Raw genomic sequence first — 19,358 nt, forward strand, 5'->3', positions numbered from 1 at the left:
CGACGACCATGGCACACATCAACGAAAAGGTTTCCAAGGGCCTCCTGGGCACCAAGCTCGGCATGACCCAGGTGTGGGACGACAACGGCAAGCTCGTCCCCGTCACGGTCATCGAGATCGCGCCGAACGTGGTCACCCAGGTCCGCACGCCCGAGAAGGACGGCTACAGCGCCGTGCAGATCGCGGCCGGCCCGATCGACCCCCGCAAGGTGAACAAGCCCCTCACGGCCCACTTCGAGGCCGCCGGTGTCACCCCGCGTCGTCACCTCACCGAGATCCGCACCGCGGACGCTGCTGACTACTCACTCGGTCAGGAGCTGACGGTGGACGGCACGTTCGAGGCCGGCCAGCTGGTCGACGTCGTCGGCACCAGCAAGGGCAAGGGCACCGCCGGTGTCATGAAGCGCCACAACTTCAAGGGCGTCTCCGCCTCGCACGGTGCGCACCGCAACCACCGCAAGCCCGGCTCGATCGGCGCCTCGTCGACGCCGAGCCGCGTCTTCAAGGGCATGCGCATGGCCGGCCGCATGGGCGGCGAGCGCGTGACCGTCCTCAACCTCACGGTGCACGCCATCGACGCCGAGAAGGGCCTGCTGCTCGTCAAGGGCGCCGTCCCCGGCGCGCGCGGCCGCACCGTCTACGTCCGCAACGCAGTGAAGGGTGCCTGATCTCCATGGCTGACTCGACTCTCGCGCTCGACGTCGTGAAGGCAGACGGCAACAAGGCCGGCTCGGTCGAGCTGCCCGCCGCGCTGTTCGACGTCAAGACGAACATCCCGCTGATCCACCAGGTCGTCGTCGCGCAGCGCGCGGCGGCTCGCCAGGGCACGCACTCGACCAAGCGTCGCGGCGAGGTCTCCGGCGCCGGCCGCAAGCCCTTCAAGCAGAAGGGCACGGGTAACGCCCGTCAGGGCTCGATCCGCGCGCCGCACATGACCGGCGGTGGCATCGTGCACGGCCCCAAGCCGCGCAGCTACTCGCAGCGCACGCCCAAGAAGATGATCGCGGCCGCCCTGCTCGGCGCGCTCAGCGACCGCACCCGCGGCGAGCGTCTCCACATCGTGGAGTCGTTCGGCATCGACGGCGCCCCCTCGACCAAGGCCGCCGCCGCGGTCCTGGCCGCCCTCGGCGCGACCAAGAACGTCCTGGTCGTGGTCGACCGCACCGACGACCTCAGCATCCTGAGCGTGCGCAACCTCGCGTACGTGCACGTGCTGACGTTCGACCAGCTGAACGCCTACGACGTGCTCGTCTCGGACGACATCGTCTTCACCAAGGCCGCCTACGACGCCTTCGTCGCGTCGAAGTCCGGCGCCACCGAGGAGGTCTCGGCATGAGCACCATCGCCGTCAACAAGGACCCGCGCGACATCATCCTGAAGCCGGTCGTGTCGGAGAAGAGCTACGGGCTCATCGACGAGGGCAAGTACACCTTCCTCGTGGACCCGCGCGCTTCGAAGACCGAGATCAAGCTCGCCATCGAGAAGATCTTCGGCGTCAAGGTCGCGTCGGTGAACACCATCAACCGCGTGGGCAAGGCCCGTCGCACCCGCTTCGGCACCGGCAAGCGCAAGGACACCAAGCGCGCCATCGTGACCCTGAAGTCGGGCACCATCGACATCTTCACGGCAGTCGGCTGACGGTCGGGACGAAGGACGAGAGAACTATGGCTATTCGCAAGTACAAGCCCACGACCCCGGGTCGCCGCGGCTCGTCGGTGGCCGACTTCGCCGAGATCACCCGATCGACGCCCGAGAAGTCGCTGCTGCGCCCGCTCGCCAAGTCCGGTGGCCGCAACAACCAGGGCCGCATCACCACCCGCCACATCGGCGGTGGACACAAGCGCCAGTACCGTGTGATCGACTTCCGTCGCAACGACAAGGACGGCATCAACGCCAAGGTCGCGCACATCGAGTACGACCCCAACCGCACCGCGCGCATCGCGCTGCTGCACTACTTCGACGGCGAGAAGCGCTACATCCTCGCCCCGAACAAGCTCCAGCAGGGCGACATCGTCGAGTCGGGTGCCGGCGCCGACATCAAGCCCGGCAACAACCTGCCGCTGCGCAACATCCCCACCGGTACGGTCGTCCACGCGATCGAGCTCCGTCCCGGCGGCGGCGCCAAGCTCGCCCGCTCGGCCGGCGCCTCGGTGCGTCTGGTCGCCAAGGACGGCCCGTACGCGCAGCTGCGTCTGCCCTCGGGTGAGATCCGCAACGTCGACGCGCGCTGCCGCGCGACCGTCGGCGAGGTGGGCAACGCCGAGCAGTCGAACATCAACTGGGGCAAGGCCGGCCGCAAGCGCTGGAAGGGCGTCCGCCCGACCGTCCGCGGTGTCGCCATGAACCCGGTCGACCACCCGCACGGTGGTGGTGAGGGCAAGACGTCCGGTGGTCGTCACCCGGTTTCGCCGTGGGGTCAGCCTGAGGGCCGCACCCGCCACGCGAACAAGGAAAGCGACAAGTACATCGTTCGCCGTCGCAACGCCGGCAAGAAGCGCAAGTAGGAGTAGAGGAAGATGCCTCGCAGCCTTAAGAAGGGCCCCTTCGTCGACGAGCACCTGCTTCGCAAGGTCTCCTCGCAGAACGAAGCCGGCACCAAGAACGTCATCAAGACCTGGTCACGTCGCTCGATGATCGTCCCGGCCATGCTGGGCCACACGATCGCCGTGCACGACGGTCGCAAGCACATCCCCGTGTTCGTGACCGAGACCATGGTCGGCCACAAGCTGGGCGAGTTCGCGCCCACCCGCACCTTCCGCGGTCACGTGAAGGACGACAAGAAGGGCCGTCGCCGCTGACGCGGTGACGCAAGAGGAGACAGAAATGGTGGAGTCCATCGCACGCGTGCGACACATCCGCGTGACCCCTCAGAAGGCTCGTCGCGTCGTCGCGCTCATCAAGGGCAAGCAGGCTGAGGAGGCCCTGGCCATCCTCAAGTTCGCGCCGCAGGGTGCGAGCGAGCCGATCTACAAGCTGGTCGCCTCGGCGATCGCGAACGCTCGCGTGAAGGCCGACAAGGACGGCGAGTACCTGGACGAGCAGGACCTGTACGTGAAGAACGCGTACGTCGACGAGGGCACGACGCTCAAGCGTTTCCAGCCCCGCGCCCAGGGCCGCGCGTTCCAGATCAAGAAGCGCACCAGCCACATCACGGTCGTGCTGTCGACCCCGGAGGTGGCCGAGACGGCCGCTGCCTCGACGAGCTCGGCAACCGGTAACAAGAGCAAGAAGGCGAGCAAGTAATGGGACAGAAAGTCAGCCCGTACGGCTTCCGCCTCGGCATCACCACGGACCACGTGTCGCGGTGGTTCTCGGACTCGACGAAGCCGGGCCAGCGCTACGCCGACTACGTCGCCGAGGACATCAAGATCCGCAAGCTCCTGCAGTCGAACCTCGACCGCGCGGGCGTGAGCCGCATCGAGATCGAGCGCACGCGTGACCGCGTCCGCGTCGACATCCACACGGCCCGTCCCGGCATCGTGATCGGCCGCCGCGGCGCCGAGGCCGAGCGCATCCGCACCGACCTCGAGAAGCTGACCGGCAAGCAGATCCAGCTGAACATCCTCGAGGTGAAGAACCCCGAGGCCGACGCTCAGCTCGTCGCGCAGGGCGTCGCCGAGCAGCTCACCGCACGTGTGGCGTTCCGCCGCGCGATGCGCAAGGGTCTGCAGGGCGCGCAGCGCGCCGGCGCCAAGGGCGTTCGCATCCAGGTCTCCGGCCGCCTCGGCGGCGCCGAGATGAGCCGCTCGGAGTTCTACCGCGAGGGTCGTGTGCCGCTGCACACGCTGCGCGCGAACATCGACTACGGCTTCTACGAGGCGAAGACCACCTTCGGCCGCATCGGCGTGAAGGTGTGGATCTACAAGGGCGACCTGACCAACAAGGAGCTCGCGCGCGAGCAGGCCAACCAGAAGCCGGCGCGTGAGCGCGGCGACCGCCGCCCGCGTCGCAACGAGGCCCCCGTGGCAGAAGGAGCGTCGGCGTAATGCTCATCCCCCGCAAGGTCAAGTACCGCAAGCAGCACCACCCCAAGCGCGACGGCCAGGCCACCGGCGGCACGAAGGTCTCCTTCGGCGAGTTCGGCATCCAGGCCCTCACGCCCGCGTACGTGACGAACCGTCAGATCGAGTCCGCTCGTATCGCGATGACCCGTCACATCAAGCGTGGCGGCAAGGTGTGGATCAACATCTACCCCGACCGCCCGCTCACCAAGAAGCCCGCCGAGACCCGCATGGGTTCGGGTAAGGGCTCGCCGGAGTGGTGGGTCGCGAACGTCAAGCCGGGTCGCGTCCTCTTCGAGGTCGCCGGCGTCAACGAGCAGCTGGCTCGCGAGGCGCTGACCCGTGCCATCCACAAGCTGCCTCTCAAGGCACGCATCATCAAGCGCGAGGAGGGCGACGCGTAATGGCGATCGGCACCAAGACGCTCGCCACGAGCGAGCTCGACACGTTCGAAGACCAGCGTCTCGTCGAGGAGCTGCGCAAGGCCAAGGAAGAGCTGTTCAACCTGCGCTTCCAGTCGGCCACCGGCCAGCTCGAGAGCCACGGCCGCATCCGTGCGGTCAAGCGCGACATCGCGCGGCTCTACACCGTGATCCGCGAGCGCGAGCTCGGCATCCGTGCCACGCCCGCTCCGCTGGAGACGGCGACGAAGGCGAAGAAGAGCAAGGCCAAGAAGGCGGATGCCGCTGACGAGGCCGCGAAGGAAGAGGCCGAGTGATGGCTGCAACCAAGAAGGCCGCGGACGCGGTCGAGACCAAGGGACACGAGTCCGCCGAGCACGACGTGCGCGACGCCGACGCCCGTGGCTACCGCAAGGCGCGCCGCGGCTACGTCGTGAGCGACAAGATGGACAAGACCATCGTCGTCGAGGTCGAGGACCGCGTGAAGCACCCGCTGTACGGCAAGGTCATCCGCCGCACCTCCAAGGTCAAGGCGCACGACGAGGACAACACCGCCGGCATCGGCGACCTCGTCCTCATCAACGAGACCCGCCCGCTGAGCGCCACCAAGCGCTGGCGTCTGGTGGAGATTCTGGAGAAGGCCAAGTGATTCAGAACGAGTCCCGCCTCAAGGTCGCCGACAACACCGGTGCCAAGGAGCTGCTCACGATCCGCGTGCTCGGCGGCTCCAACCGTCGCTACGCCGGCCTGGGCGACATCATCGTCGCGACGGTCAAGGACGCGATCCCCGGCGGCAACGTCAAGAAGGGCGACGTCGTCAAGGCGGTCGTCGTCCGCACGGTCAAGCAGACCCGTCGTCCCGACGGCTCTTACATCAAGTTCGACGAGAACGCCGCCGTCATCCTGAAGAACGACGGGGAGCCCCGCGGCACCCGCATCTTCGGGCCGGTCGGCCGTGAGCTTCGCGACAAGAAGTTCATGAAGATCGTCTCGCTCGCCCCGGAGGTCATCTGATCATGGCGAAGATCAAGAAGGGCGACCTGGTTCAGGTCATCTCGGGCGCCAAGCCCGAGCGCGGCGGCGACCGCGGCAAGCAGGGCAAGGTCCTCGAGGTCCTTGCCGAGCAGAACCGCGTCATCGTCGAGGGCGTGAACTACGTCACCAAGCACAACCGCGTGGGCCAGTCCCAGCGCGGCACCAAGACGGGCGGCATCGAGACGATGGAAGCCCCGATCCACATCTCCAACGTCGCCCTCGTCGACCCCTCGACCAAGAAGCCGACCCGCGTCGGCCACCGCGTCGAGGAGCAGGTCAAGGACGGCGTCAAGCGCACGGTCCGCGTGCGCTACGCGAAGAAGTCAGGCAAGGACCTCTGAATATGAGCACCGCCACTGCCGTGGAGGCTGGCAAGATCCAGCCCCGCCTGAAGCAGAAGTACAAGGCCGAGATCCAGCAGAAGCTGCAGGACGAGTTCGGCTACCGCAACGTCATGCAGATCCCCGGCCTGGTCAAGGTCGTGGTGAACACCGGTGTCGGCGAGGCCGCTCGCGACAGCAAGGTGATCGAGGGCGCGGTCGACGACCTCACCAAGATCACCGGCCAGAAGCCGGTCGTGACCAAGGCTCGCAAGTCGATCGCGCAGTTCAAGCTGCGTGAGGGGCAGCCCATCGGCGCGCACGTCACCCTCCGCGGCGACCGTGCCTGGGAGTTCCTGGACCGCCTGGTCAACCTCGCGCTGCCCCGCATCCGCGACTTCCGCGGCCTGTCGGCCAAGCAGTTCGACGGTCACGGCAACTACACGTTCGGTCTCCAGGAGCAGTCGGTGTTCCACGAGATCAACCAGGACCGGATCGACCGCGTGCGCGGGTTCGACATCACGATCGTGACGTCGGCCACCACCGACGACGAGGGACGCGCGCTCCTGCGCCACCTCGGCTTCCCGTTCCGTTCGGACGACGCTCAGGCGTGACACAGCGCCGGGCCGCCCGGCCCGGCATCCACCACAGGTCGGCGTTCTTGTAAAGGGCGTCGAAACCTGGTGAACGAAGGAAACAATCCATGACAATGACAGACCCGGTCGCAGACATGCTGACCCGTCTGCGCAACGCGAACTCGGCGCACCACGACTCCGTGTCGCTGCCGAGCTCGAAGCTCAAGACCCACATCGCCGAGATCCTCAAGCAGGAGGGCTACATCTCCGACTGGGCCGTCTCGGACGCCCGCGTCGGCCAGACCCTCACGCTGACGCTCAAGTACGGCCCGAACCGCGAGCGGTCGATCGCCGGTATCAAGCGCGTCTCCAAGCCCGGCCTCCGCGTGTACGCGAAGTCCAACGAGATCCCGCGGGTTCTCGGCGGGCTCGGCGTCGCGATCCTGTCCACCTCCTCCGGTCTCCTCACGGACCGCCAGGCAGAGCAGAAGGGCGTGGGTGGGGAAGTCCTCGCCTACGTGTGGTGATCTGACATGTCGCGTATCGGTCGTCTTCCGATCGACATCCCCGCCGGTGTGACCGTCACGGTCAACGGCCAGGATGTCGCCGTCAAGGGCCCCAAGGGCGAGCTGTCGCTCACCGTGGCCCGTCCCATCGAGGTCAAGGTCGAGGAGAACCAGGTTCTGGTGACCCGTCCCGACGACGAGCGCGAGTCGCGCTCGCTGCACGGCCTGACCCGCACGCTCATCAACAACAACATCATCGGTGTCACCCAGGGCTACTCCAAGGGCCTCGAGGTCGTCGGCACGGGTTACCGCGTGGCGCAGAGGGGCGGCTCGGTCGAGTTCGCGCTCGGCTTCTCGCACCCGGTGCTGGTCGACCCGCCCGCCGGGATCACCTTCACGGTCGAGGGCAACAACAGGCTCACCGTGAGCGGCATCGACAAGCAGGCCGTCGGCGAGGCGGCTGCCAACATCCGCAAGATCCGCAAGCCCGAGCCGTACAAGGGCAAGGGTGTGCGCTACGCCGGCGAGGTCGTCCGGCGCAAGGCCGGAAAGGCTGGTAAGTAACCATGGCCGTGAAGTCGAAGTCCGACGCGCGCGCGCGTCGTCACGCCCGCCTTCGCAAGAAGGTCGTCGGCACCCCCGAGCGTCCCCGCCTGGTCGTCACCCGTTCGTCGCGCCACGTGTTCGTGCAGCTCGTGGACGACAGCAAGGGCCACACGCTGGCCTCGGCGTCGACCCTCGAAACCGATCTGCGTACGACCGACGCGGACAAGACCGCCAAGGCCCGTAAGGTCGGCGAGCTGCTCGCCGAGCGCGCGAAGGCCGCCGGCGTCTCGGCCGCCGTGTTCGACCGCGGCGGCAACCGCTACGCGGGCCGTGTCGCGGCGATCGCCGAGGGCGCCCGCGAGGGAGGTCTGAACCTGTGAGCGAAATCAAGGAGAACAACGTGACCGAGCAGGCTGCTGCCGAGGCTCCGGCCGAGGCGGCCACCGCGCCCGCTGAGCGCGAGCGCGAGCCGCGTCGCGGCGGTCGCGAGCGCAACCCGAACCGCGAGCGCGGCGGGCGTGACCGCAACGAGAGCCAGTTCCTCGAGCGTGTCGTGACCATCAACCGCGTGTCGAAGGTCGTCAAGGGCGGCCGTCGCTTCAGCTTCACCGCGCTCGTCGTCGTCGGCGACGGCAACGGTGTGGTCGGCGTCGGCTACGGCAAGGCCCGCGAGGTGCCGCTGGCGATCTCGAAGGGCGTCGAGGAGGCCAAGCGCAACTTCTTCCGCGTGCCCCGTGCCGGCTCGACCATCCCGCACCCGGTGCAGGGTGAGGCCGCCGCCGGTGTGGTGCTGCTGCGCCCGGCCGCTGCGGGTACCGGTGTCATCGCCGGTGGTCCCGTGCGTGCCGTGCTCGAGTGCGCCGGCATCCACGACGTGCTGTCGAAGTCGCTCGGCTCGTCCAACACGATCAACATCGTCCACGCGACGGTGGAGGCGCTGAAGCAGCTCGAGGAGCCGCGTGCGGTCGCCGCGCGTCGTGGCCTCGACTTCGACCAGGTCGCCCCCGCGCGTCTCGTCCGTGCCGAGGCTGAGGCCGCGGCCGCTGCGAAGGCAGGTGTCTGATGGCTGCGCGTCTGAAGGTCACGCAGATCAAGTCCAAGGTGAGCGAGAAGCAGAACCAGCGCGACACGCTGCGTTCGCTGGGTCTCAAGCGGATCGGCGACTCCGTCGTCCGCCCCGACGACGCGCAGACGCGCGGTTACGTCAAGACCGTCGCGCACCTCGTCAAGGTTGAGGAGATCGACTGATGGCTGACAAGGCCGAGAAGACGACCGAAGAGGTCGTCGAGAAGAAGGCTCCGGCCAAGAAGCCGGCTGCCAAGAAGGCTCCCGCCAAGAAGGATGCCGAGAAGAAGGACGCGCCCGTGTCGCGTCCGGGCGTGCTGAAGGTCCACCACCTGCGTCCGGTCCCCGGCGCCAACACCGCCAAGACCCGCGTGGGTCGCGGTGAGGGCTCGAAGGGCAAGACCGCCGGCCGTGGCACCAAGGGCACGAAGGCCCGCTACCAGGTCCGCGCCGGCTTCGAGGGCGGCCAGATGCCGCTGCACATGCGCACCCCGAAGCTGCGCGGGTTCAAGAACCCGTTCCGCGTCGAGTACCAGGTCGTGAACCTGGACAAGCTCGCGGAGCTGTACCCGGCCGGTGGCGACGTCACCGTGAGCGACCTGGTCGCCAAGGGTGCGGTGCGCAAGAACGAGAAGGTCAAGGTGCTCGGCACCGGAGACATCTCGGTGAAGCTGAACGTGTCGGTCGACAAGGTCTCGGGTTCCGCCGAGCAGAAGATCGTCGCCGCCGGCGGCACCGTGACGGCCGTCCAGGCCGTGGAGAGCCCGGTCGAGTAATCGTCTACACAGTGGGGGTCGGAGCTTGCTCCGGCCCCCTCTGGGTTACCCTGGACGTCGGCATGTCGTCGTGCATGCCGGCATCCCTCTGGAGGAGTCCTCTTGTTCAGCGCCATCGCGCGGGTCTTCCGCACCCCTGACCTGCGGCGGAAGATCGCATTCACCCTGGCGATCATCGCCCTGTACCGGTTCGGCGCCCACGTGCCCGCGCCGTTCGTCGACTTCCCGAACGTGCAGTCCTGCCTCGACCAGAGCGGCAGCACCGAGGGGCTGCTGTCGCTGGTCAACCTGTTCTCAGGCGGCGCGCTGCTGCAGCTGTCGATCTTCGCGCTCGGCGTCATGCCGTACATCACCGCGACGATCATCGTCCAGCTGCTGCGCGTGGTGATCCCGCACTTCGAGAGCCTCTACAAAGAGGGCCAGGCGGGCCAGGCCAAGCTGACGCAGTACACGCGATACCTCACCATCGCCCTGGCACTCCTCCAGTCCACCACGCTGGTCACCGTCGCCCGCAGCGGACAGCTGTTCGGCGTGACCGGCATCCCCGAGTGCGAGCAGCTGCTCACCAACGACGTGTGGTGGGCGCAGCTGCTCATGATCATCACCATGACCGCCGGCACGGGCCTCATCATGTGGTTCGCCGAGCTGGTCACCGAGCGCGGCATCGGCAACGGCATGTCGCTGCTCATCTTCACCTCCATCGCGGCGACCTTCCCGGCGGCGATGGGCTCCATCTGGGCGGCCCGCGGCTTCGAGGTGTTCCTCCTCGTGCTCGCCGTCGGCATCGTCGTCGTCGCCCTCGTGGTGTTCGTCGAGCAGTCGCAGCGCCGCATCCCGGTCCAGTACGCCAAGCGCATGGTCGGCCGCCGCACGTATGGCGGCACCAACACGTACATCCCGATCAAGGTCAACATGGCCGGCGTCGTGCCGGTGATCTTCGCGTCGTCGCTGCTGTACATCCCCGCGCTCATCGCGCAGTTCAACATGCAGCCCGGCGCCGGCAACGAGATCCCCGGCTGGGTCGCGTGGATCCAGACGTACTTCACCAACGGCGACCACCCCATCTACATGGCGGTGTACTTCCTGCTGATCGTCGGCTTCACCTACTTCTACGTCGCGATCACGTTCAACCCGGTCGAGGTCGCCGACAACATGAAGAAGTACGGCGGCTTCATCCCCGGCATCCGCGCGGGCCGGCCGACCGCCGAGTACCTCGACTACGTGCTCACCCGCATCACGCTGCCGGGCTCGCTCTACCTCGGTCTCATCGCCCTCCTGCCGCTCATCGCCCTGGCGACGGTCGGTGCGAACCAGAACTTCCCGTTCGGCGGCGCGTCGATCCTCATCATCGTGGGCGTCGGCCTCGAGACGGTGAAGCAGATCGACGCGCAGCTGCAGCAGCGCCACTACGAAGGACTTCTCCGATGACCCGTCTCCTCATCGTCGGGCCGCAGGGCTCCGGCAAGGGCACGCAGGGCGTCCGCATCGCCCAGGCCTTCGGCATCCCGGCGATCTCGACCGGCGACGTGTTCCGTGCGGCGGTCGCCGACGGGTCGCCGCTGGGGAAGCAGGTCAAGGCCGTGATCGACGCCGGGTCGCTCGTCTCGGACGAGCTGACCGGCGCCGTCGTCCGCGAGCGGCTGTCGCAGCAGGATGCCGCCGACGGGTTCCTGCTCGACGGGTACCCGCGCAACATCGCGCAGGTCGGCAACCTCGACGAGTTCCTCGAGGGTCGCCAGGAGTCCCTGGACGCGGTGATCGAGCTCGACGTCCCGCGGGACGAGAGCATCGCGCGCCTCACGCGACGGGCCGCCGAGCAGGGACGCGCCGACGACACCGAGGAGGTCATCGCGAACCGCCTCGCCATCTACGAGCGCGAGACCGCGCCGATCCTCGAGGTGTACCGCACCCGTGGTCTGCTGGACCGCATCGACGGCGTCGGCTCGCTGGACGAGATCACGGCCCGCATCATCGCGGCGCTCGAGGCGCGCGGGCTCGTCCGCGCCGCCACGGTCTGATCCCGTGTCGCTGCGCCGCTCCATCTACAAGTCGCCCGCCCAGCTGCGGGCGATGGTCGAACCCGGACTGATCACCGCCGCCGCGCTGGACGCGGTGCGCGACCTCATCGCTCCCGGCGTGACGACGGCGGAACTGGATGCCGCGGCATCCGCCGTCATCACCGGCCGGGGGGCGAAGTCGAACTTTCAGATGGTGCGCGGCTACCGTCACACCATCTGCGCTTCGGTCAACGAGCAGGTCGTCCACGGCATCCCGGGCGATCGTGCGCTCCAGCCGGGCGACATCCTCTCGATCGACGCCGGTGCCGAGTACAAGGGCTGGAACGGCGACTCGGCGTTCACGGTGGTCCTGCCCGACCCGGCGCGCCCGGGGATCGTGGCCGAGCGCGAGCAGCTCTCGCGCGTGACCGAGGGATCGCTGTGGGCCGGCATCGCGGCGCTCGCCCGCGCAAGGCACATCGGCGAGGTGGGCGCTGCCATCGAGGACCACATCGAGGCGCACGCGCCCGACGGCGGCTACGGGATCCTCCGCGAGTACGTCGGGCACGGCATCGGCCGGAAGATGCACGAGTCGCCGTCGGTCTTCAACTACCGCGTCAGCGACCCCGGACCCGAGGTGCGACCGGGGCTCGTGCTGGCCATCGAGCCGATGGTCGTGATCGGCGACCAGGCGACCTTCGTCGAGGACGACGGCTGGACGGTCTCCACCCTCGACGGCACGGCGGGTTCACACTGGGAGCACAGCGTCGCGGTGCACGATGACGGAATCTGGGTGCTCACGGCGCCCGACGGCGGCGCGGCGGGACTGGCGCCCTTCGGGGTCACGCCCCGCGAGATCGCATAGCGGAGGAGGGTCCGGGAAATGGCTCAGGGCACGCGCAAGGTCAACTGGTTCGCGGTCTGGGTGAGTGTCGCCGTCGTGGTGGCTCTCGTGATCGTCACGGTCCTCGTGGTCACGCTCAACAACGAGGCGGAGAACCCCGGGCCGGGGGAGACGCCGGCGGCGTCGAACATCGATCCGGAGACCGGTGCGATCCTCGTCGGCGACGGCGAGGAGCGCCTCGACACCTACATCGACTTCATGTGCCCGGTATGCGGGCAGTTCGAGCAGATCTACGGACCGGCCATCGAGGGACTGGTCGACGACGGCGCCATCACGCTCGGCATCCACCCGATCTCGATCCTCGACCGCCAGTCGCAGGGCACGGAGTTCTCCACGCGCGCCGCGAACGCGATGTACTGCGTGGCCGAATCGGATCCGGATGCCTCGCTGCCGTTCCTCCAGGCGATGTTCCAGAGCCAGCCCGCCGAAGGGACCGCCGGCCTCGCGAACGAGGAGATCCTCGCCATCGCCGAGGGTGTGGGCGTGACCGGCATCGACGCGTGCGTGAACGACGGCGAGTACGAGCGGTTCGTCGCGGCGATGACCGAGAAGACCCCGATCCAGCCCGGCATGGAGGGCATCGCGACGCCGACCGTCGCGGTCAACGGCGAGGCGATCGCCAACCGCGACCTGCCCGAGCCCGACCAGCTCGCCACCCTGTTCGAGTAAGGCGCCTCCCGCGGCGGCGCATTTGCCGCGGCATCCGTTATCACGTATGCTTGTTCTTTGGTGCGTTGCGCCCTCATCGGCGTGTCGCCGCACCGAATCCCACCCACCGCAGACCGACCGGTCCGCACAACTGTAAGCGAGCGTATGGCGAAGAAAGACGGTGTCATCGAGATCGAGGGCGTCGTGTCCGAGGCGCTGCCCAACGCGATGTTCCGCGTCGAGCTCACCAACGGACACAAGGTGCTCGCCACGATCTCGGGCAAGATGCGGCAGAACTACATCCGCATCATCCCCGAGGACCGCGTGGTCGTGGAGCTCTCTCCCTACGACCTGACCCGCGGCCGCATCGTCTACCGCTACCGCTAGACCGGTCGAGAAGTAACGCCCCACGTGTGCCACGCGTGCCCGGCGAAGACAGCGAACAGGAAAATCATGAAGGTCAACCCCTCCGTCAAGCCCATCTGCGACCACTGCAAGATCATCCGCCGCCACGGCCGCGTCATGGTGATCTGCAAGAGCAACCCGCGTCACAAGCAGCGCCAGGGCTGATCGGATGCCGCGCGCTGACGCGGCCCTCAGACTCACAACTCAATACACATCAGGCAGCATCAGAACCTCTTCGGAGGGGACACCTCGGGGCGGAGGCCCGGGCACCGATGCTGCTCCACACCTCCACGACACTCCTAGGAGAGCCGCATGGCACGTCTCGCCGGCGTCGACATCCCGCGCGACAAGCGCGTGGTCATCGCCCTGACCTACATCTACGGCATCGGCCGTACCCGCTCGATCGAGATCCTCAAGGCGACCGAGATCGACGAGAACATCCGCGTCAAGGACCTCGACGACGACCAGCTCGTCGCGCTCCGCGACTACATCGAGGCCAACTACAAGGTCGAGGGTGACCTCCGCCGTGAGGTGGCCGCCGACATCCGCCGCAAGGTCGAGATCGGCTCGTACGAGGGCCTGCGCCACCGCCGCGGCCTGCCCGTGCGCGGCCAGCGCACCAAGACGAACGCGCGCACCCGCAAGGGCCCGAAGCGCACCGTCGCCGGCAAGAAGAAGGCCGGCCGCAAGTAATCGGCTCGCGCACACAGGTTTAGGAGAGCAAAAGCAATGGCACAGGCCAAGTCCGCTGCGCGCAAGCCGCGCCGCAAGGAGAAGAAGAACATCGCCGTGGGTCAGGCCCACATCAAGTCGACGTTCAACAACACGATCGTCTCGATCACCGACCCGTCCGGCGCCGTCATCAGCTGGGCGTCGTCGGGTGGCGTGGGCTTCAAGGGCTCGCGCAAGTCCACGCCGTACGCCGCCGGCATGGCCGCGGAGTCCGCTGCCCGTCAGGCGCAGGAGCACGGCGTGAAGAAGGTCGACGTCTTCGTGAAGGGCCCCGGCTCGGGTCGCGAGACGGCGATCCGCTCGCTGACCGCCGCGGGCCTCGAGGTGGGCTCGATCCAGGACGTGACGCCGCAGGCCCACAACGGCTGCCGTCCGCCCAAGCGTCGCCGCGTCTGACATCCTCACTGCCGCGCGCGGTCCGCTCGCATCCTCCGGGATGGCCGAGCGGGCCGCGCAGCGGCCGTCCCGGAACACACGGACGCCGCGCTTCGCGGCGTCCCGGATACAACTCAACACCTCACTCACCGCACGTGTCATATAGCGGGCACGTGATCGAAAGGAACACATAGTGCTCATCGCACAGCGTCCCACTCTGACCGAGGAGAAGATCGGGGAGTTCCGCAGCCGCTTCGTCATCGAGCCGCTGGAGCCCGGCTTCGGCTACACGATCGGCAACGCGCTGCGTCGCAGCCTCCTGTCGTCCATCCCCGGTGCAGCAGTGACGTCGATCCGCATCGACGGCGTCCTCCACGAGTTCAGCACCATCCCGGGTGTCAAGGAGGATGTCACCGAGATCATCCTCAACATCAAGCAGCTGGTCGTCTCCAGCGAGCGCGACGAGCCCATCACCGCGTACCTGCGCAAGACCGGCGCCGGTGAGGTCACCGCCGCCGACATCTCCGCTCCCGCCGGTGTCGAGGTGCACAACCCCGAGCTGGTCATCGCGACGCTCAACGACACCGCCCGGTTCGAGCTCGAGCTCACGATCGAGCGCGGTCGCGGCTACGTCTCGGCGACGCAGAACCGCAACGAGTACGCCGAGGCCGGCCAGATCCCGGTCGACTCGATCTACTCGCCCGTGCTGAAGGTCAGCTACCGTGTCGACGCCACCCGCGCCGGTGAGCGCACCGACTTCGACAAGCTCGTCCTCGACGTCGAGACCAAGCCCTCGATCGCCCCGCGCGACGCCGTCGCGTCGGCCGGTCGTACCCTGACCGAGCTGTTCGGCCTCGCCCGCGAGCTCAACGTCGAGGCCGAGGGCATCGAGATCGGCCCCGCGCCGGTCGAGACGGTCCTCTCGAACGAGCTGTCGATGCCGATCGAGGACCTGGACCTGTCGGTCCGCTCGTACAACTGCCTCAAGCGCGAGGGCATCAACACCGTTTCGGAGCTCGTCGCCCTCTCGGAGACGCAGCTGATGAACATCCGCAACTTCGGTCAGAAGTCGGTCGACGAGGTGCGTGACAAGCTCACGTCGCTCGGCCTGTCGCTGAAGGACTCGGTCCCCGGGTTCGACGGCGCGCACTTCTACGGCGGCTACGACGACGAGAACGTCTGAGCCGACCGGACGCCGGGTCACCGGCATCCGTCCACCGACCGACTTTTCCCACTGGAGTAATCAAGAATGCCCAAGCCCACGAAGGGACCCCGCCTCGGAGGCGGCCCCGCCCACGAGCGCCTGCTGCTTGCGAACCTCGCCGCGGCCCTGTTCACGCACAAGTCGATCAAGACGACCGAGACCAAGGCCAAGCGCCTGCGTCCGCTCGCCGAGCGCCTCATCACCTTCGCCAAGCGTGGCGACCTGCACGCGCGTCGTCGTGTGCTGTCGGTCATCGGTGACAAGGAAGTCGTGCACGTCCTGTTCACCGAGATCGCGCCCCTCGTCGCGGACCGCGACGGCGGCTACACTCGCATCACCAAGGTCGGCAACCGCAAGGGCGACAACGCGCCGATGGCCGTGATCGAGCTCGTTCTCGAGCCGGTCACCCCGAAGGCGAAGTCGACCCGGAAGTCCGCCGCGGCCGCTGCTCCGGCAGCTGCCGCCGAGGAGCCGGCCGCCGAGACGACCGCTGAGGAGTCGAACGTGAGCGAAGAGCCGATCGAGGACACCACCGCCGAGGAGTCGGCGACCGCCGGCGGCGCCGAGTCGCAGGAGGAAGGCGAGGCCGCCCAGGCTGCCGCCGAGGAGGCCGTCGAGGCCCCCGCCGAGGAGAAGTCCGAGTAACGGGGCGCCGGGCGTCGCAGCCCGGCCGGTCGCGGCTCGCGCCGCGGCATCCCTTGCACCGCGAGACCCGCGGCCCTTCGGGGCCGCGGGTCTTCGCGTTCGCGGCTGGTCTCCCGCGATGGAGTCGCTGCGGATCAGCCGTGACGGGGCGCCGGTGTCGCTGACCCACCCGGCTTCGGGTCGAGATCGATGCCGAGGTGCTCCTCGACGCTGCGCAGGAAGTTCTTCTTGCGCTCCAGTCGCTCCCGCTCGGCGGCGTCGACCGCGTCGGCGACGGTCTCGGCGAAGATGCGCCCGCCCTGGGCGCCCGGGTGGACCTGGTCTCCGGCGAGCAGATCGGTGCGCGTGCCGATCGCGCCGGCCCAGTCGGCCACGCTGACGTTGTGGTGCGCGTCGGCGAAGGCCTGCAGGTCGGCGTTGACACCGGGGATCCAGTCGCGCGGTGCGAACGCGTTCACGAGGACCAGGTGACGCTGCGGCCCGACGACCTCCAGCATCCTCTCCAGCGACTCGACGTTCACGGGACCGTTCGTTCCGAGCGCGACGACCACGTACGGGCGCAGCCGCCCTCCTGCCGCAAGGGACTCGAGGGCGCCGGGACCGGCCCAGATCGACCGTGACACCTCGGCATCCACCTCGATTCCCGGCAGCCGCTCGAGCAGCGCGGGAGCCGAAGCCAGCATCACCGAGTCCCCGACGGCGCTGATCCGGTCGCCCGTCACGTGCACGGCAGCCGGGCCTTCGGTCTCGACCGGGACCGGCGTGGGCGCCGGAGAGGCGGCGGCTTCACGCTGGGCATCCTTCAGGGCGGCGCGGCCGGCATCGACCACGGCCTGCCCGCTGGACTCCTCGGGCGATGCGGCGATCGCCGCGCCGGTGCCGGCGAGCATGAGCAGGCCGGCGAGCGCCGCGGCGGCCCCGCGAAGCCGCCCGTGCGGCTCGCCGCGCAGGCGTCTGCCCACGGCGCGTGCCGACGCGCGAAGGCCCCGCCGGCGGATCGGCATCTCGATGAAGCGGTAGGAGGCAGCGGATGCCGTCGCCGTGGCGACGAGCACGACGCACCCGATCCACACCGGAACCCCCGCGGACGTGCCGGTGCCCTCGAAGGCGGCGACGGCGAGCACGAGCAGCGGCCAGTGCCACAGGTAGATGCCGTAGGAGCGGTCGCCGATCCACCGCAGCGGCTGAACGTCGAGCGCGCGACCGAACCAGGACCCCGGCCACACCCCGGCGACGATCGCGACACCGCTCAGGACACTTCCCAGGAGCAGGACGCCCGGGAAGGTGACGACGGAGCCGGTCGCCGGCATGGTCGCGAGGACGACGATCCCGATCAGGGCCAGGATCCCCGCGACGCCGATCGCCGTCCGGGCGAGAGTCGTGTCGACCCAGCGCGGCCGCGTCTTCGCGTCCGAGGGCGGGATGACGATCCTCCAGCCCGGCGGAAGCGTGACACCCTCGGGCAGCGGGGGAACGACCGCCGCAGGCGGACGCGTGAGCAGCGGCGCCAGCAGGAAGGCCAGCGTCACACCCAGGAGCAGTCCGAACGCATGGGTGTCCGTGCCGAAGTAGGCCCGCGTCACGTCGTCCCCTCGGCCGACGACCGCCGCCATCCACACCGCCGACGCGGCGGCCAGCGCGGTTGCGGCCGCCACCCGGGTCCACGCGCGAGGCAGCAGCACGACCACGAGGAAAAGCAGCGGCCACGCGAGGTAGAACTGCTCCTCGACGGCGAGCGACCAGACGTTCCGGAACAGCTCGGGCGTGGCATCCGCGAAATACCCGCCGCCGCCCGCGAGCGACACCCAGTTGTAGCTGAAGGTGGCGGCGCCGAGCACCTGGGTTCCCAGGCGCACGAGCACGTCGCCGCCGACGATCCACGCCAGCGTGGAGCAGAGCCCCACGACCAGCGCCAAGGCCGGCAGCAGGCGACGGGCGCGCCGCTGCCAGAAGCCCGCCAGGCGGATGCGACCGGAGGCGTCGTGCTCGCGCAGCAGCAGGCTGGTGATGAGGAAGCCGCTGATGACGAAGAAGACGTCCACCCCGATGAAGCCTCCCGGCAGGAGGGCCGGGGGGAACAGGTGGTACACGACCACCAGGGTCACCGCGACGGCACGCAGACCGTCCAGCCCGCGGTAGCGGGCGGCGGGGCGTTCGGCAGGCGCAGTCGACGTCATCACATTCACAGGGGGAAGCCGCAATTGTACGCGGTGGCACCTGTCGTATCACCGGGAGGCGACGGGGGAGTCCTCCCGCGCCGTGCTCCACGCGACATCAGGGTCGGCACCTGTCGTACCACCGGAAGGCGTCGTCGGCGTCCTCCCACGCCCGGCTTCGCGCGGACATTAGGGTTGGTGGGTGCGGATCCGCCTCGACATCGCCTACGACGGCACGCACTTCCGCGGCTGGGCACGGCAGCCGGGCCTGCGCACCGTGCAGGAGACCCTCGAGGGTGCACTCGGCCGGGTGCTGGGCGGCGCGCCGCGCCTGGTGGTCGCCGGCCGGACTGACGCGGGCGTCCACGCGACGGGCCAGGTCGCGCACGTGGACCTCGACGACGGCCAGCGGGAGCGTCTGCTGTCACGACGCTCGCGGACGGCGGCATCCGATTCCGTCGAGAGTCGTGTGGCCGCGCTGGCGGCGCGGATGACCGGGGTGGTCGGGGCGTACTCGGATGTCGCCGTGTCGCGGGCAGCGGTCGCCCCCGAGGGCTTCGACGCGCGCTTCTCCGCCGTCTGGCGCAGGTACGAGTACCGCATCGCCGACCTCGCCGCCGGCTACGACCCCCTCGAGCGGCACCGCACGACGTCGGTCCGCGCGGCCCTGGACGTCACGGCGATGGATGCCGCCGCCCGTGGTCTCATCGGCCTGCACGACTTCGCGGCGTACTGCAAGCCCCGCGAAGAGGCCACCACCATCCGGACGCTCCTGGAGTTCGACTGGCGCCGTGACGAGGCCGGCGTCCTGGTGGCGAACGTGAGAGCCGACGCCTTCTGCCACAGCATGGTGCGAGCCCTCGTCGGGGCGTGCGTCGCGGTCGGCGAGGGCCGCCTCGACCCCGACGACGTGCTCGACATCCGCGACGCCCGCGAGCGGGTTCCGGAGGTGAAGGTGCTCGCCGCCCGCGGGCTGACCCTCACCGAGGTCGGCTACCCGGCGGACGAGCTGCTCGCCCAGCGTGCCGAGCAGACCCGCGCCCGTCGCGACAGCGAGTGATCCACCA

The 19,358-nt window shown here is 68.8% G+C and carries 31 protein-coding genes; 30 read left to right on the top strand and 1 reads right to left on the bottom strand.

The window, feature by feature from the left end; genetic code table 11:
• The first annotated feature begins 8 nt into the window (after nucleotides 1–8).
• The 29 genes from rplC to rplQ all read left to right on the top strand — a co-directional run bounded on the left by rplC (nucleotide 9) and on the right by rplQ (nucleotide 16,135).
• Nucleotides 9–668, top strand: coding sequence for a 50S ribosomal protein L3 (gene rplC, locus AC5RVZ_RS01825; RefSeq protein ID WP_494064079.1), 660 nt, complete (start codon nucleotides 9–11; stop codon nucleotides 666–668).
• A gap of 5 nt (nucleotides 669–673) precedes the next feature.
• Complete coding sequence (rplD, locus tag AC5RVZ_RS01830; protein WP_494064080.1) at nucleotides 674–1,336, top strand: 50S ribosomal protein L4; 663 nt, start codon at nucleotides 674–676, stop codon at nucleotides 1,334–1,336.
• Nucleotides 1,333–1,638 carry a 50S ribosomal protein L23 gene (gene rplW / locus AC5RVZ_RS01835; protein WP_494064081.1) on the top strand — a complete coding sequence of 102 codons (306 nt, stop codon included), beginning with the start codon at nucleotides 1,333–1,335 and terminating at the stop codon, nucleotides 1,636–1,638. The genes rplD and rplW overlap by 4 nt, the downstream gene beginning before the upstream one ends.
• A 26-nt stretch (nucleotides 1,639–1,664) precedes the next feature.
• Nucleotides 1,665–2,504: a 50S ribosomal protein L2 gene (gene rplB, locus AC5RVZ_RS01840; RefSeq protein ID WP_494064082.1), complete on the top strand. Its 840-nt coding sequence runs from the start codon at nucleotides 1,665–1,667 to the stop codon at nucleotides 2,502–2,504.
• 12 nt (nucleotides 2,505–2,516) lie between these two features.
• Nucleotides 2,517–2,798 (top strand): 30S ribosomal protein S19, encoded by a 282-nt coding sequence (gene rpsS, locus AC5RVZ_RS01845; protein ID WP_494064083.1) that lies wholly within the window; start codon nucleotides 2,517–2,519, stop codon nucleotides 2,796–2,798.
• Nucleotides 2,799–2,823: 25 nt separating this feature from the next.
• On the top strand, nucleotides 2,824–3,243 hold the full coding sequence (gene rplV / locus AC5RVZ_RS01850; RefSeq protein ID WP_494064084.1) for a 50S ribosomal protein L22: 420 nt from the start codon (nucleotides 2,824–2,826) through the stop codon (nucleotides 3,241–3,243).
• Nucleotides 3,243–3,986 (top strand): 30S ribosomal protein S3, encoded by a 744-nt coding sequence (gene rpsC / locus AC5RVZ_RS01855; protein ID WP_494064085.1) that lies wholly within the window; start codon nucleotides 3,243–3,245, stop codon nucleotides 3,984–3,986. The genes rplV and rpsC overlap by 1 nt, the downstream gene beginning before the upstream one ends.
• Nucleotides 3,986–4,405 carry a 50S ribosomal protein L16 gene (gene rplP, locus AC5RVZ_RS01860; protein WP_067354305.1) on the top strand — a complete coding sequence of 140 codons (420 nt, stop codon included), beginning with the start codon at nucleotides 3,986–3,988 and terminating at the stop codon, nucleotides 4,403–4,405. Before rpsC ends, rplP begins: the two co-directional genes overlap by 1 nt.
• Nucleotides 4,405–4,719 (top strand): 50S ribosomal protein L29, encoded by a 315-nt coding sequence (gene rpmC, locus AC5RVZ_RS01865; protein ID WP_494064086.1) that lies wholly within the window; start codon nucleotides 4,405–4,407, stop codon nucleotides 4,717–4,719. Before rplP ends, rpmC begins: the two co-directional genes overlap by 1 nt.
• Nucleotides 4,719–5,051 carry a 30S ribosomal protein S17 gene (rpsQ, locus tag AC5RVZ_RS01870; protein ID WP_494064087.1) on the top strand — a complete coding sequence of 111 codons (333 nt, stop codon included), beginning with the start codon at nucleotides 4,719–4,721 and terminating at the stop codon, nucleotides 5,049–5,051. The genes rpmC and rpsQ overlap by 1 nt, the downstream gene beginning before the upstream one ends.
• Complete coding sequence (gene rplN / locus AC5RVZ_RS01875; protein WP_292709660.1) at nucleotides 5,048–5,416, top strand: 50S ribosomal protein L14; 369 nt, start codon at nucleotides 5,048–5,050, stop codon at nucleotides 5,414–5,416. The genes rpsQ and rplN overlap by 4 nt, the downstream gene beginning before the upstream one ends.
• Before the next feature lie 2 nt (nucleotides 5,417–5,418).
• Entirely contained in the window at nucleotides 5,419–5,778 is a 360-nt protein-coding gene (gene rplX, locus AC5RVZ_RS01880) for a 50S ribosomal protein L24 (RefSeq protein ID WP_494064088.1), read from the top strand.
• A 2-nt stretch (nucleotides 5,779–5,780) separates the two neighbouring features.
• Nucleotides 5,781–6,371: a 50S ribosomal protein L5 gene (gene rplE, locus AC5RVZ_RS01885; RefSeq protein WP_494064089.1), complete on the top strand. Its 591-nt coding sequence runs from the start codon at nucleotides 5,781–5,783 to the stop codon at nucleotides 6,369–6,371.
• A gap of 89 nt (nucleotides 6,372–6,460) precedes the next feature.
• Nucleotides 6,461–6,859, top strand: coding sequence for a 30S ribosomal protein S8 (rpsH, locus tag AC5RVZ_RS01890; RefSeq protein WP_494064090.1), 399 nt, complete (start codon nucleotides 6,461–6,463; stop codon nucleotides 6,857–6,859).
• Nucleotides 6,860–6,865: 6 nt separating this feature from the next.
• The gene (rplF, locus tag AC5RVZ_RS01895) at nucleotides 6,866–7,402 is read left to right on the top strand and encodes a 50S ribosomal protein L6 (protein WP_494064091.1); all 537 of its coding nucleotides are present in this window, start codon (nucleotides 6,866–6,868) and stop codon (nucleotides 7,400–7,402) included.
• A 2-nt stretch (nucleotides 7,403–7,404) separates the two neighbouring features.
• Nucleotides 7,405–7,764, top strand: a complete 360-nt coding sequence (gene rplR / locus AC5RVZ_RS01900; RefSeq protein ID WP_494064092.1) for a 50S ribosomal protein L18 — start codon at nucleotides 7,405–7,407, stop codon at nucleotides 7,762–7,764.
• Entirely contained in the window at nucleotides 7,761–8,447 is a 687-nt protein-coding gene (rpsE, locus tag AC5RVZ_RS01905) for a 30S ribosomal protein S5 (protein ID WP_494064093.1), read from the top strand. Before rplR ends, rpsE begins: the two co-directional genes overlap by 4 nt.
• Entirely contained in the window at nucleotides 8,447–8,632 is a 186-nt protein-coding gene (rpmD, locus tag AC5RVZ_RS01910; RefSeq protein WP_060960260.1) for a 50S ribosomal protein L30, read from the top strand. Before rpsE ends, rpmD begins: the two co-directional genes overlap by 1 nt.
• The gene (gene rplO, locus AC5RVZ_RS01915; protein ID WP_494064094.1) at nucleotides 8,632–9,225 is read left to right on the top strand and encodes a 50S ribosomal protein L15; all 594 of its coding nucleotides are present in this window, start codon (nucleotides 8,632–8,634) and stop codon (nucleotides 9,223–9,225) included. Before rpmD ends, rplO begins: the two co-directional genes overlap by 1 nt.
• Nucleotides 9,226–9,327: 102 nt before the next feature.
• Nucleotides 9,328–10,653 carry a preprotein translocase subunit SecY gene (secY, locus tag AC5RVZ_RS01920; protein WP_494064095.1) on the top strand — a complete coding sequence of 442 codons (1,326 nt, stop codon included), beginning with the start codon at nucleotides 9,328–9,330 and terminating at the stop codon, nucleotides 10,651–10,653.
• Nucleotides 10,650–11,243, top strand: a complete 594-nt coding sequence (locus tag AC5RVZ_RS01925; protein ID WP_494064096.1) for an adenylate kinase — start codon at nucleotides 10,650–10,652, stop codon at nucleotides 11,241–11,243. Before secY ends, AC5RVZ_RS01925 begins: the two co-directional genes overlap by 4 nt.
• A 4-nt stretch (nucleotides 11,244–11,247) precedes the next feature.
• Nucleotides 11,248–12,087: a type I methionyl aminopeptidase gene (gene map / locus AC5RVZ_RS01930; protein ID WP_494064097.1), complete on the top strand. Its 840-nt coding sequence runs from the start codon at nucleotides 11,248–11,250 to the stop codon at nucleotides 12,085–12,087.
• Between the two features lie 18 nt (nucleotides 12,088–12,105).
• A complete protein-coding gene (locus tag AC5RVZ_RS01935; protein WP_494064098.1) occupies nucleotides 12,106–12,795 on the top strand; it encodes a DsbA family protein in 690 nt (229 codons plus the stop codon).
• A 144-nt stretch (nucleotides 12,796–12,939) separates the two neighbouring features.
• Nucleotides 12,940–13,161 (top strand): translation initiation factor IF-1, encoded by a 222-nt coding sequence (gene infA, locus AC5RVZ_RS01940; RefSeq protein ID WP_005050493.1) that lies wholly within the window; start codon nucleotides 12,940–12,942, stop codon nucleotides 13,159–13,161.
• 66 nt (nucleotides 13,162–13,227) lie between these two features.
• Entirely contained in the window at nucleotides 13,228–13,344 is a 117-nt protein-coding gene (gene rpmJ / locus AC5RVZ_RS01945; RefSeq protein ID WP_138174654.1) for a 50S ribosomal protein L36, read from the top strand.
• Nucleotides 13,345–13,491: 147 nt separating this feature from the next.
• Entirely contained in the window at nucleotides 13,492–13,872 is a 381-nt protein-coding gene (gene rpsM, locus AC5RVZ_RS01950; protein ID WP_494064099.1) for a 30S ribosomal protein S13, read from the top strand.
• Nucleotides 13,873–13,908: 36 nt separating this feature from the next.
• Entirely contained in the window at nucleotides 13,909–14,307 is a 399-nt protein-coding gene (rpsK, locus tag AC5RVZ_RS01955) for a 30S ribosomal protein S11 (RefSeq protein ID WP_013583990.1), read from the top strand.
• Nucleotides 14,308–14,479: 172 nt separating this feature from the next.
• The gene (locus AC5RVZ_RS01960) at nucleotides 14,480–15,469 is read left to right on the top strand and encodes a DNA-directed RNA polymerase subunit alpha (RefSeq protein WP_494064100.1); all 990 of its coding nucleotides are present in this window, start codon (nucleotides 14,480–14,482) and stop codon (nucleotides 15,467–15,469) included.
• Between the two features lie 66 nt (nucleotides 15,470–15,535).
• The gene (rplQ, locus tag AC5RVZ_RS01965; RefSeq protein WP_494064101.1) at nucleotides 15,536–16,135 is read left to right on the top strand and encodes a 50S ribosomal protein L17; all 600 of its coding nucleotides are present in this window, start codon (nucleotides 15,536–15,538) and stop codon (nucleotides 16,133–16,135) included.
• A 134-nt stretch (nucleotides 16,136–16,269) separates the two neighbouring features.
• On the opposite strand, the gene AC5RVZ_RS01970 is transcribed toward rplQ, so the two are convergent.
• The gene (locus AC5RVZ_RS01970; RefSeq protein ID WP_494064708.1) at nucleotides 16,270–18,312 is read right to left on the bottom strand and encodes an acyltransferase family protein; all 2,043 of its coding nucleotides are present in this window, start codon (nucleotides 18,310–18,312) and stop codon (nucleotides 16,270–16,272) included.
• 181 nt (nucleotides 18,313–18,493) lie between these two features.
• Here AC5RVZ_RS01970 and truA point away from each other — a divergent pair, with 181 nt between their 5' ends.
• Nucleotides 18,494–19,351 (top strand): tRNA pseudouridine(38-40) synthase TruA, encoded by an 858-nt coding sequence (gene truA, locus AC5RVZ_RS01975; RefSeq protein ID WP_494064102.1) that lies wholly within the window; start codon nucleotides 18,494–18,496, stop codon nucleotides 19,349–19,351.
• Nucleotides 19,352–19,358 lie beyond the last annotated feature (7 nt).

The sequence above is a fragment of the Arthrobacter sp. Cza30 genome, assembly GCF_059090765.1.

Bases quoted from the DNA above. Each gene is read 5' to 3' on its own strand.
- rpsM (WP_494064099.1), top strand. From the start codon at position 13,492: ATGGCACGTCTCGCCGGCGTCGACATCCCGCGCGACAAGCGCGTGGTC.
- rplW (WP_494064081.1), top strand. From the start codon at position 1,333: ATGAGCACCATCGCCGTCAACAAGGACCCGCGCGACATCATCCTGAAG.
- rpmJ (WP_138174654.1), top strand. From the start codon at position 13,228: ATGAAGGTCAACCCCTCCGTCAAGCCCATCTGCGACCACTGCAAGATC.
- rplR (WP_494064092.1), top strand. From the start codon at position 7,405: ATGGCCGTGAAGTCGAAGTCCGACGCGCGCGCGCGTCGTCACGCCCGC.
- rplC (WP_494064079.1), top strand. From the start codon at position 9: ATGGCACACATCAACGAAAAGGTTTCCAAGGGCCTCCTGGGCACCAAG.
- rpsH (WP_494064090.1), top strand. From the start codon at position 6,461: ATGACAATGACAGACCCGGTCGCAGACATGCTGACCCGTCTGCGCAAC.
- rplO (WP_494064094.1), top strand. From the start codon at position 8,632: ATGGCTGACAAGGCCGAGAAGACGACCGAAGAGGTCGTCGAGAAGAAG.
- rplE (WP_494064089.1), top strand. From the start codon at position 5,781: ATGAGCACCGCCACTGCCGTGGAGGCTGGCAAGATCCAGCCCCGCCTG.
- AC5RVZ_RS01935 (WP_494064098.1), top strand. From the start codon at position 12,106: ATGGCTCAGGGCACGCGCAAGGTCAACTGGTTCGCGGTCTGGGTGAGT.
- infA (WP_005050493.1), top strand. From the start codon at position 12,940: ATGGCGAAGAAAGACGGTGTCATCGAGATCGAGGGCGTCGTGTCCGAG.
- rpsC (WP_494064085.1), top strand. From the start codon at position 3,243: ATGGGACAGAAAGTCAGCCCGTACGGCTTCCGCCTCGGCATCACCACG.
- rpmC (WP_494064086.1), top strand. From the start codon at position 4,405: ATGGCGATCGGCACCAAGACGCTCGCCACGAGCGAGCTCGACACGTTC.
- AC5RVZ_RS01970 (WP_494064708.1), bottom strand. From the start codon at position 18,312: ATGACGTCGACTGCGCCTGCCGAACGCCCCGCCGCCCGCTACCGCGGG.
- rplV (WP_494064084.1), top strand. From the start codon at position 2,824: ATGGTGGAGTCCATCGCACGCGTGCGACACATCCGCGTGACCCCTCAG.
- rplF (WP_494064091.1), top strand. From the start codon at position 6,866: ATGTCGCGTATCGGTCGTCTTCCGATCGACATCCCCGCCGGTGTGACC.
- AC5RVZ_RS01925 (WP_494064096.1), top strand. From the start codon at position 10,650: ATGACCCGTCTCCTCATCGTCGGGCCGCAGGGCTCCGGCAAGGGCACG.
- rplX (WP_494064088.1), top strand. From the start codon at position 5,419: ATGGCGAAGATCAAGAAGGGCGACCTGGTTCAGGTCATCTCGGGCGCC.
- rplD (WP_494064080.1), top strand. From the start codon at position 674: ATGGCTGACTCGACTCTCGCGCTCGACGTCGTGAAGGCAGACGGCAAC.
- rpmD (WP_060960260.1), top strand. From the start codon at position 8,447: ATGGCTGCGCGTCTGAAGGTCACGCAGATCAAGTCCAAGGTGAGCGAG.
- rpsK (WP_013583990.1), top strand. From the start codon at position 13,909: ATGGCACAGGCCAAGTCCGCTGCGCGCAAGCCGCGCCGCAAGGAGAAG.
- rplB (WP_494064082.1), top strand. From the start codon at position 1,665: ATGGCTATTCGCAAGTACAAGCCCACGACCCCGGGTCGCCGCGGCTCG.
- rplP (WP_067354305.1), top strand. From the start codon at position 3,986: ATGCTCATCCCCCGCAAGGTCAAGTACCGCAAGCAGCACCACCCCAAG.
- rplQ (WP_494064101.1), top strand. From the start codon at position 15,536: ATGCCCAAGCCCACGAAGGGACCCCGCCTCGGAGGCGGCCCCGCCCAC.
- rpsQ (WP_494064087.1), top strand. From the start codon at position 4,719: ATGGCTGCAACCAAGAAGGCCGCGGACGCGGTCGAGACCAAGGGACAC.
- rpsS (WP_494064083.1), top strand. From the start codon at position 2,517: ATGCCTCGCAGCCTTAAGAAGGGCCCCTTCGTCGACGAGCACCTGCTT.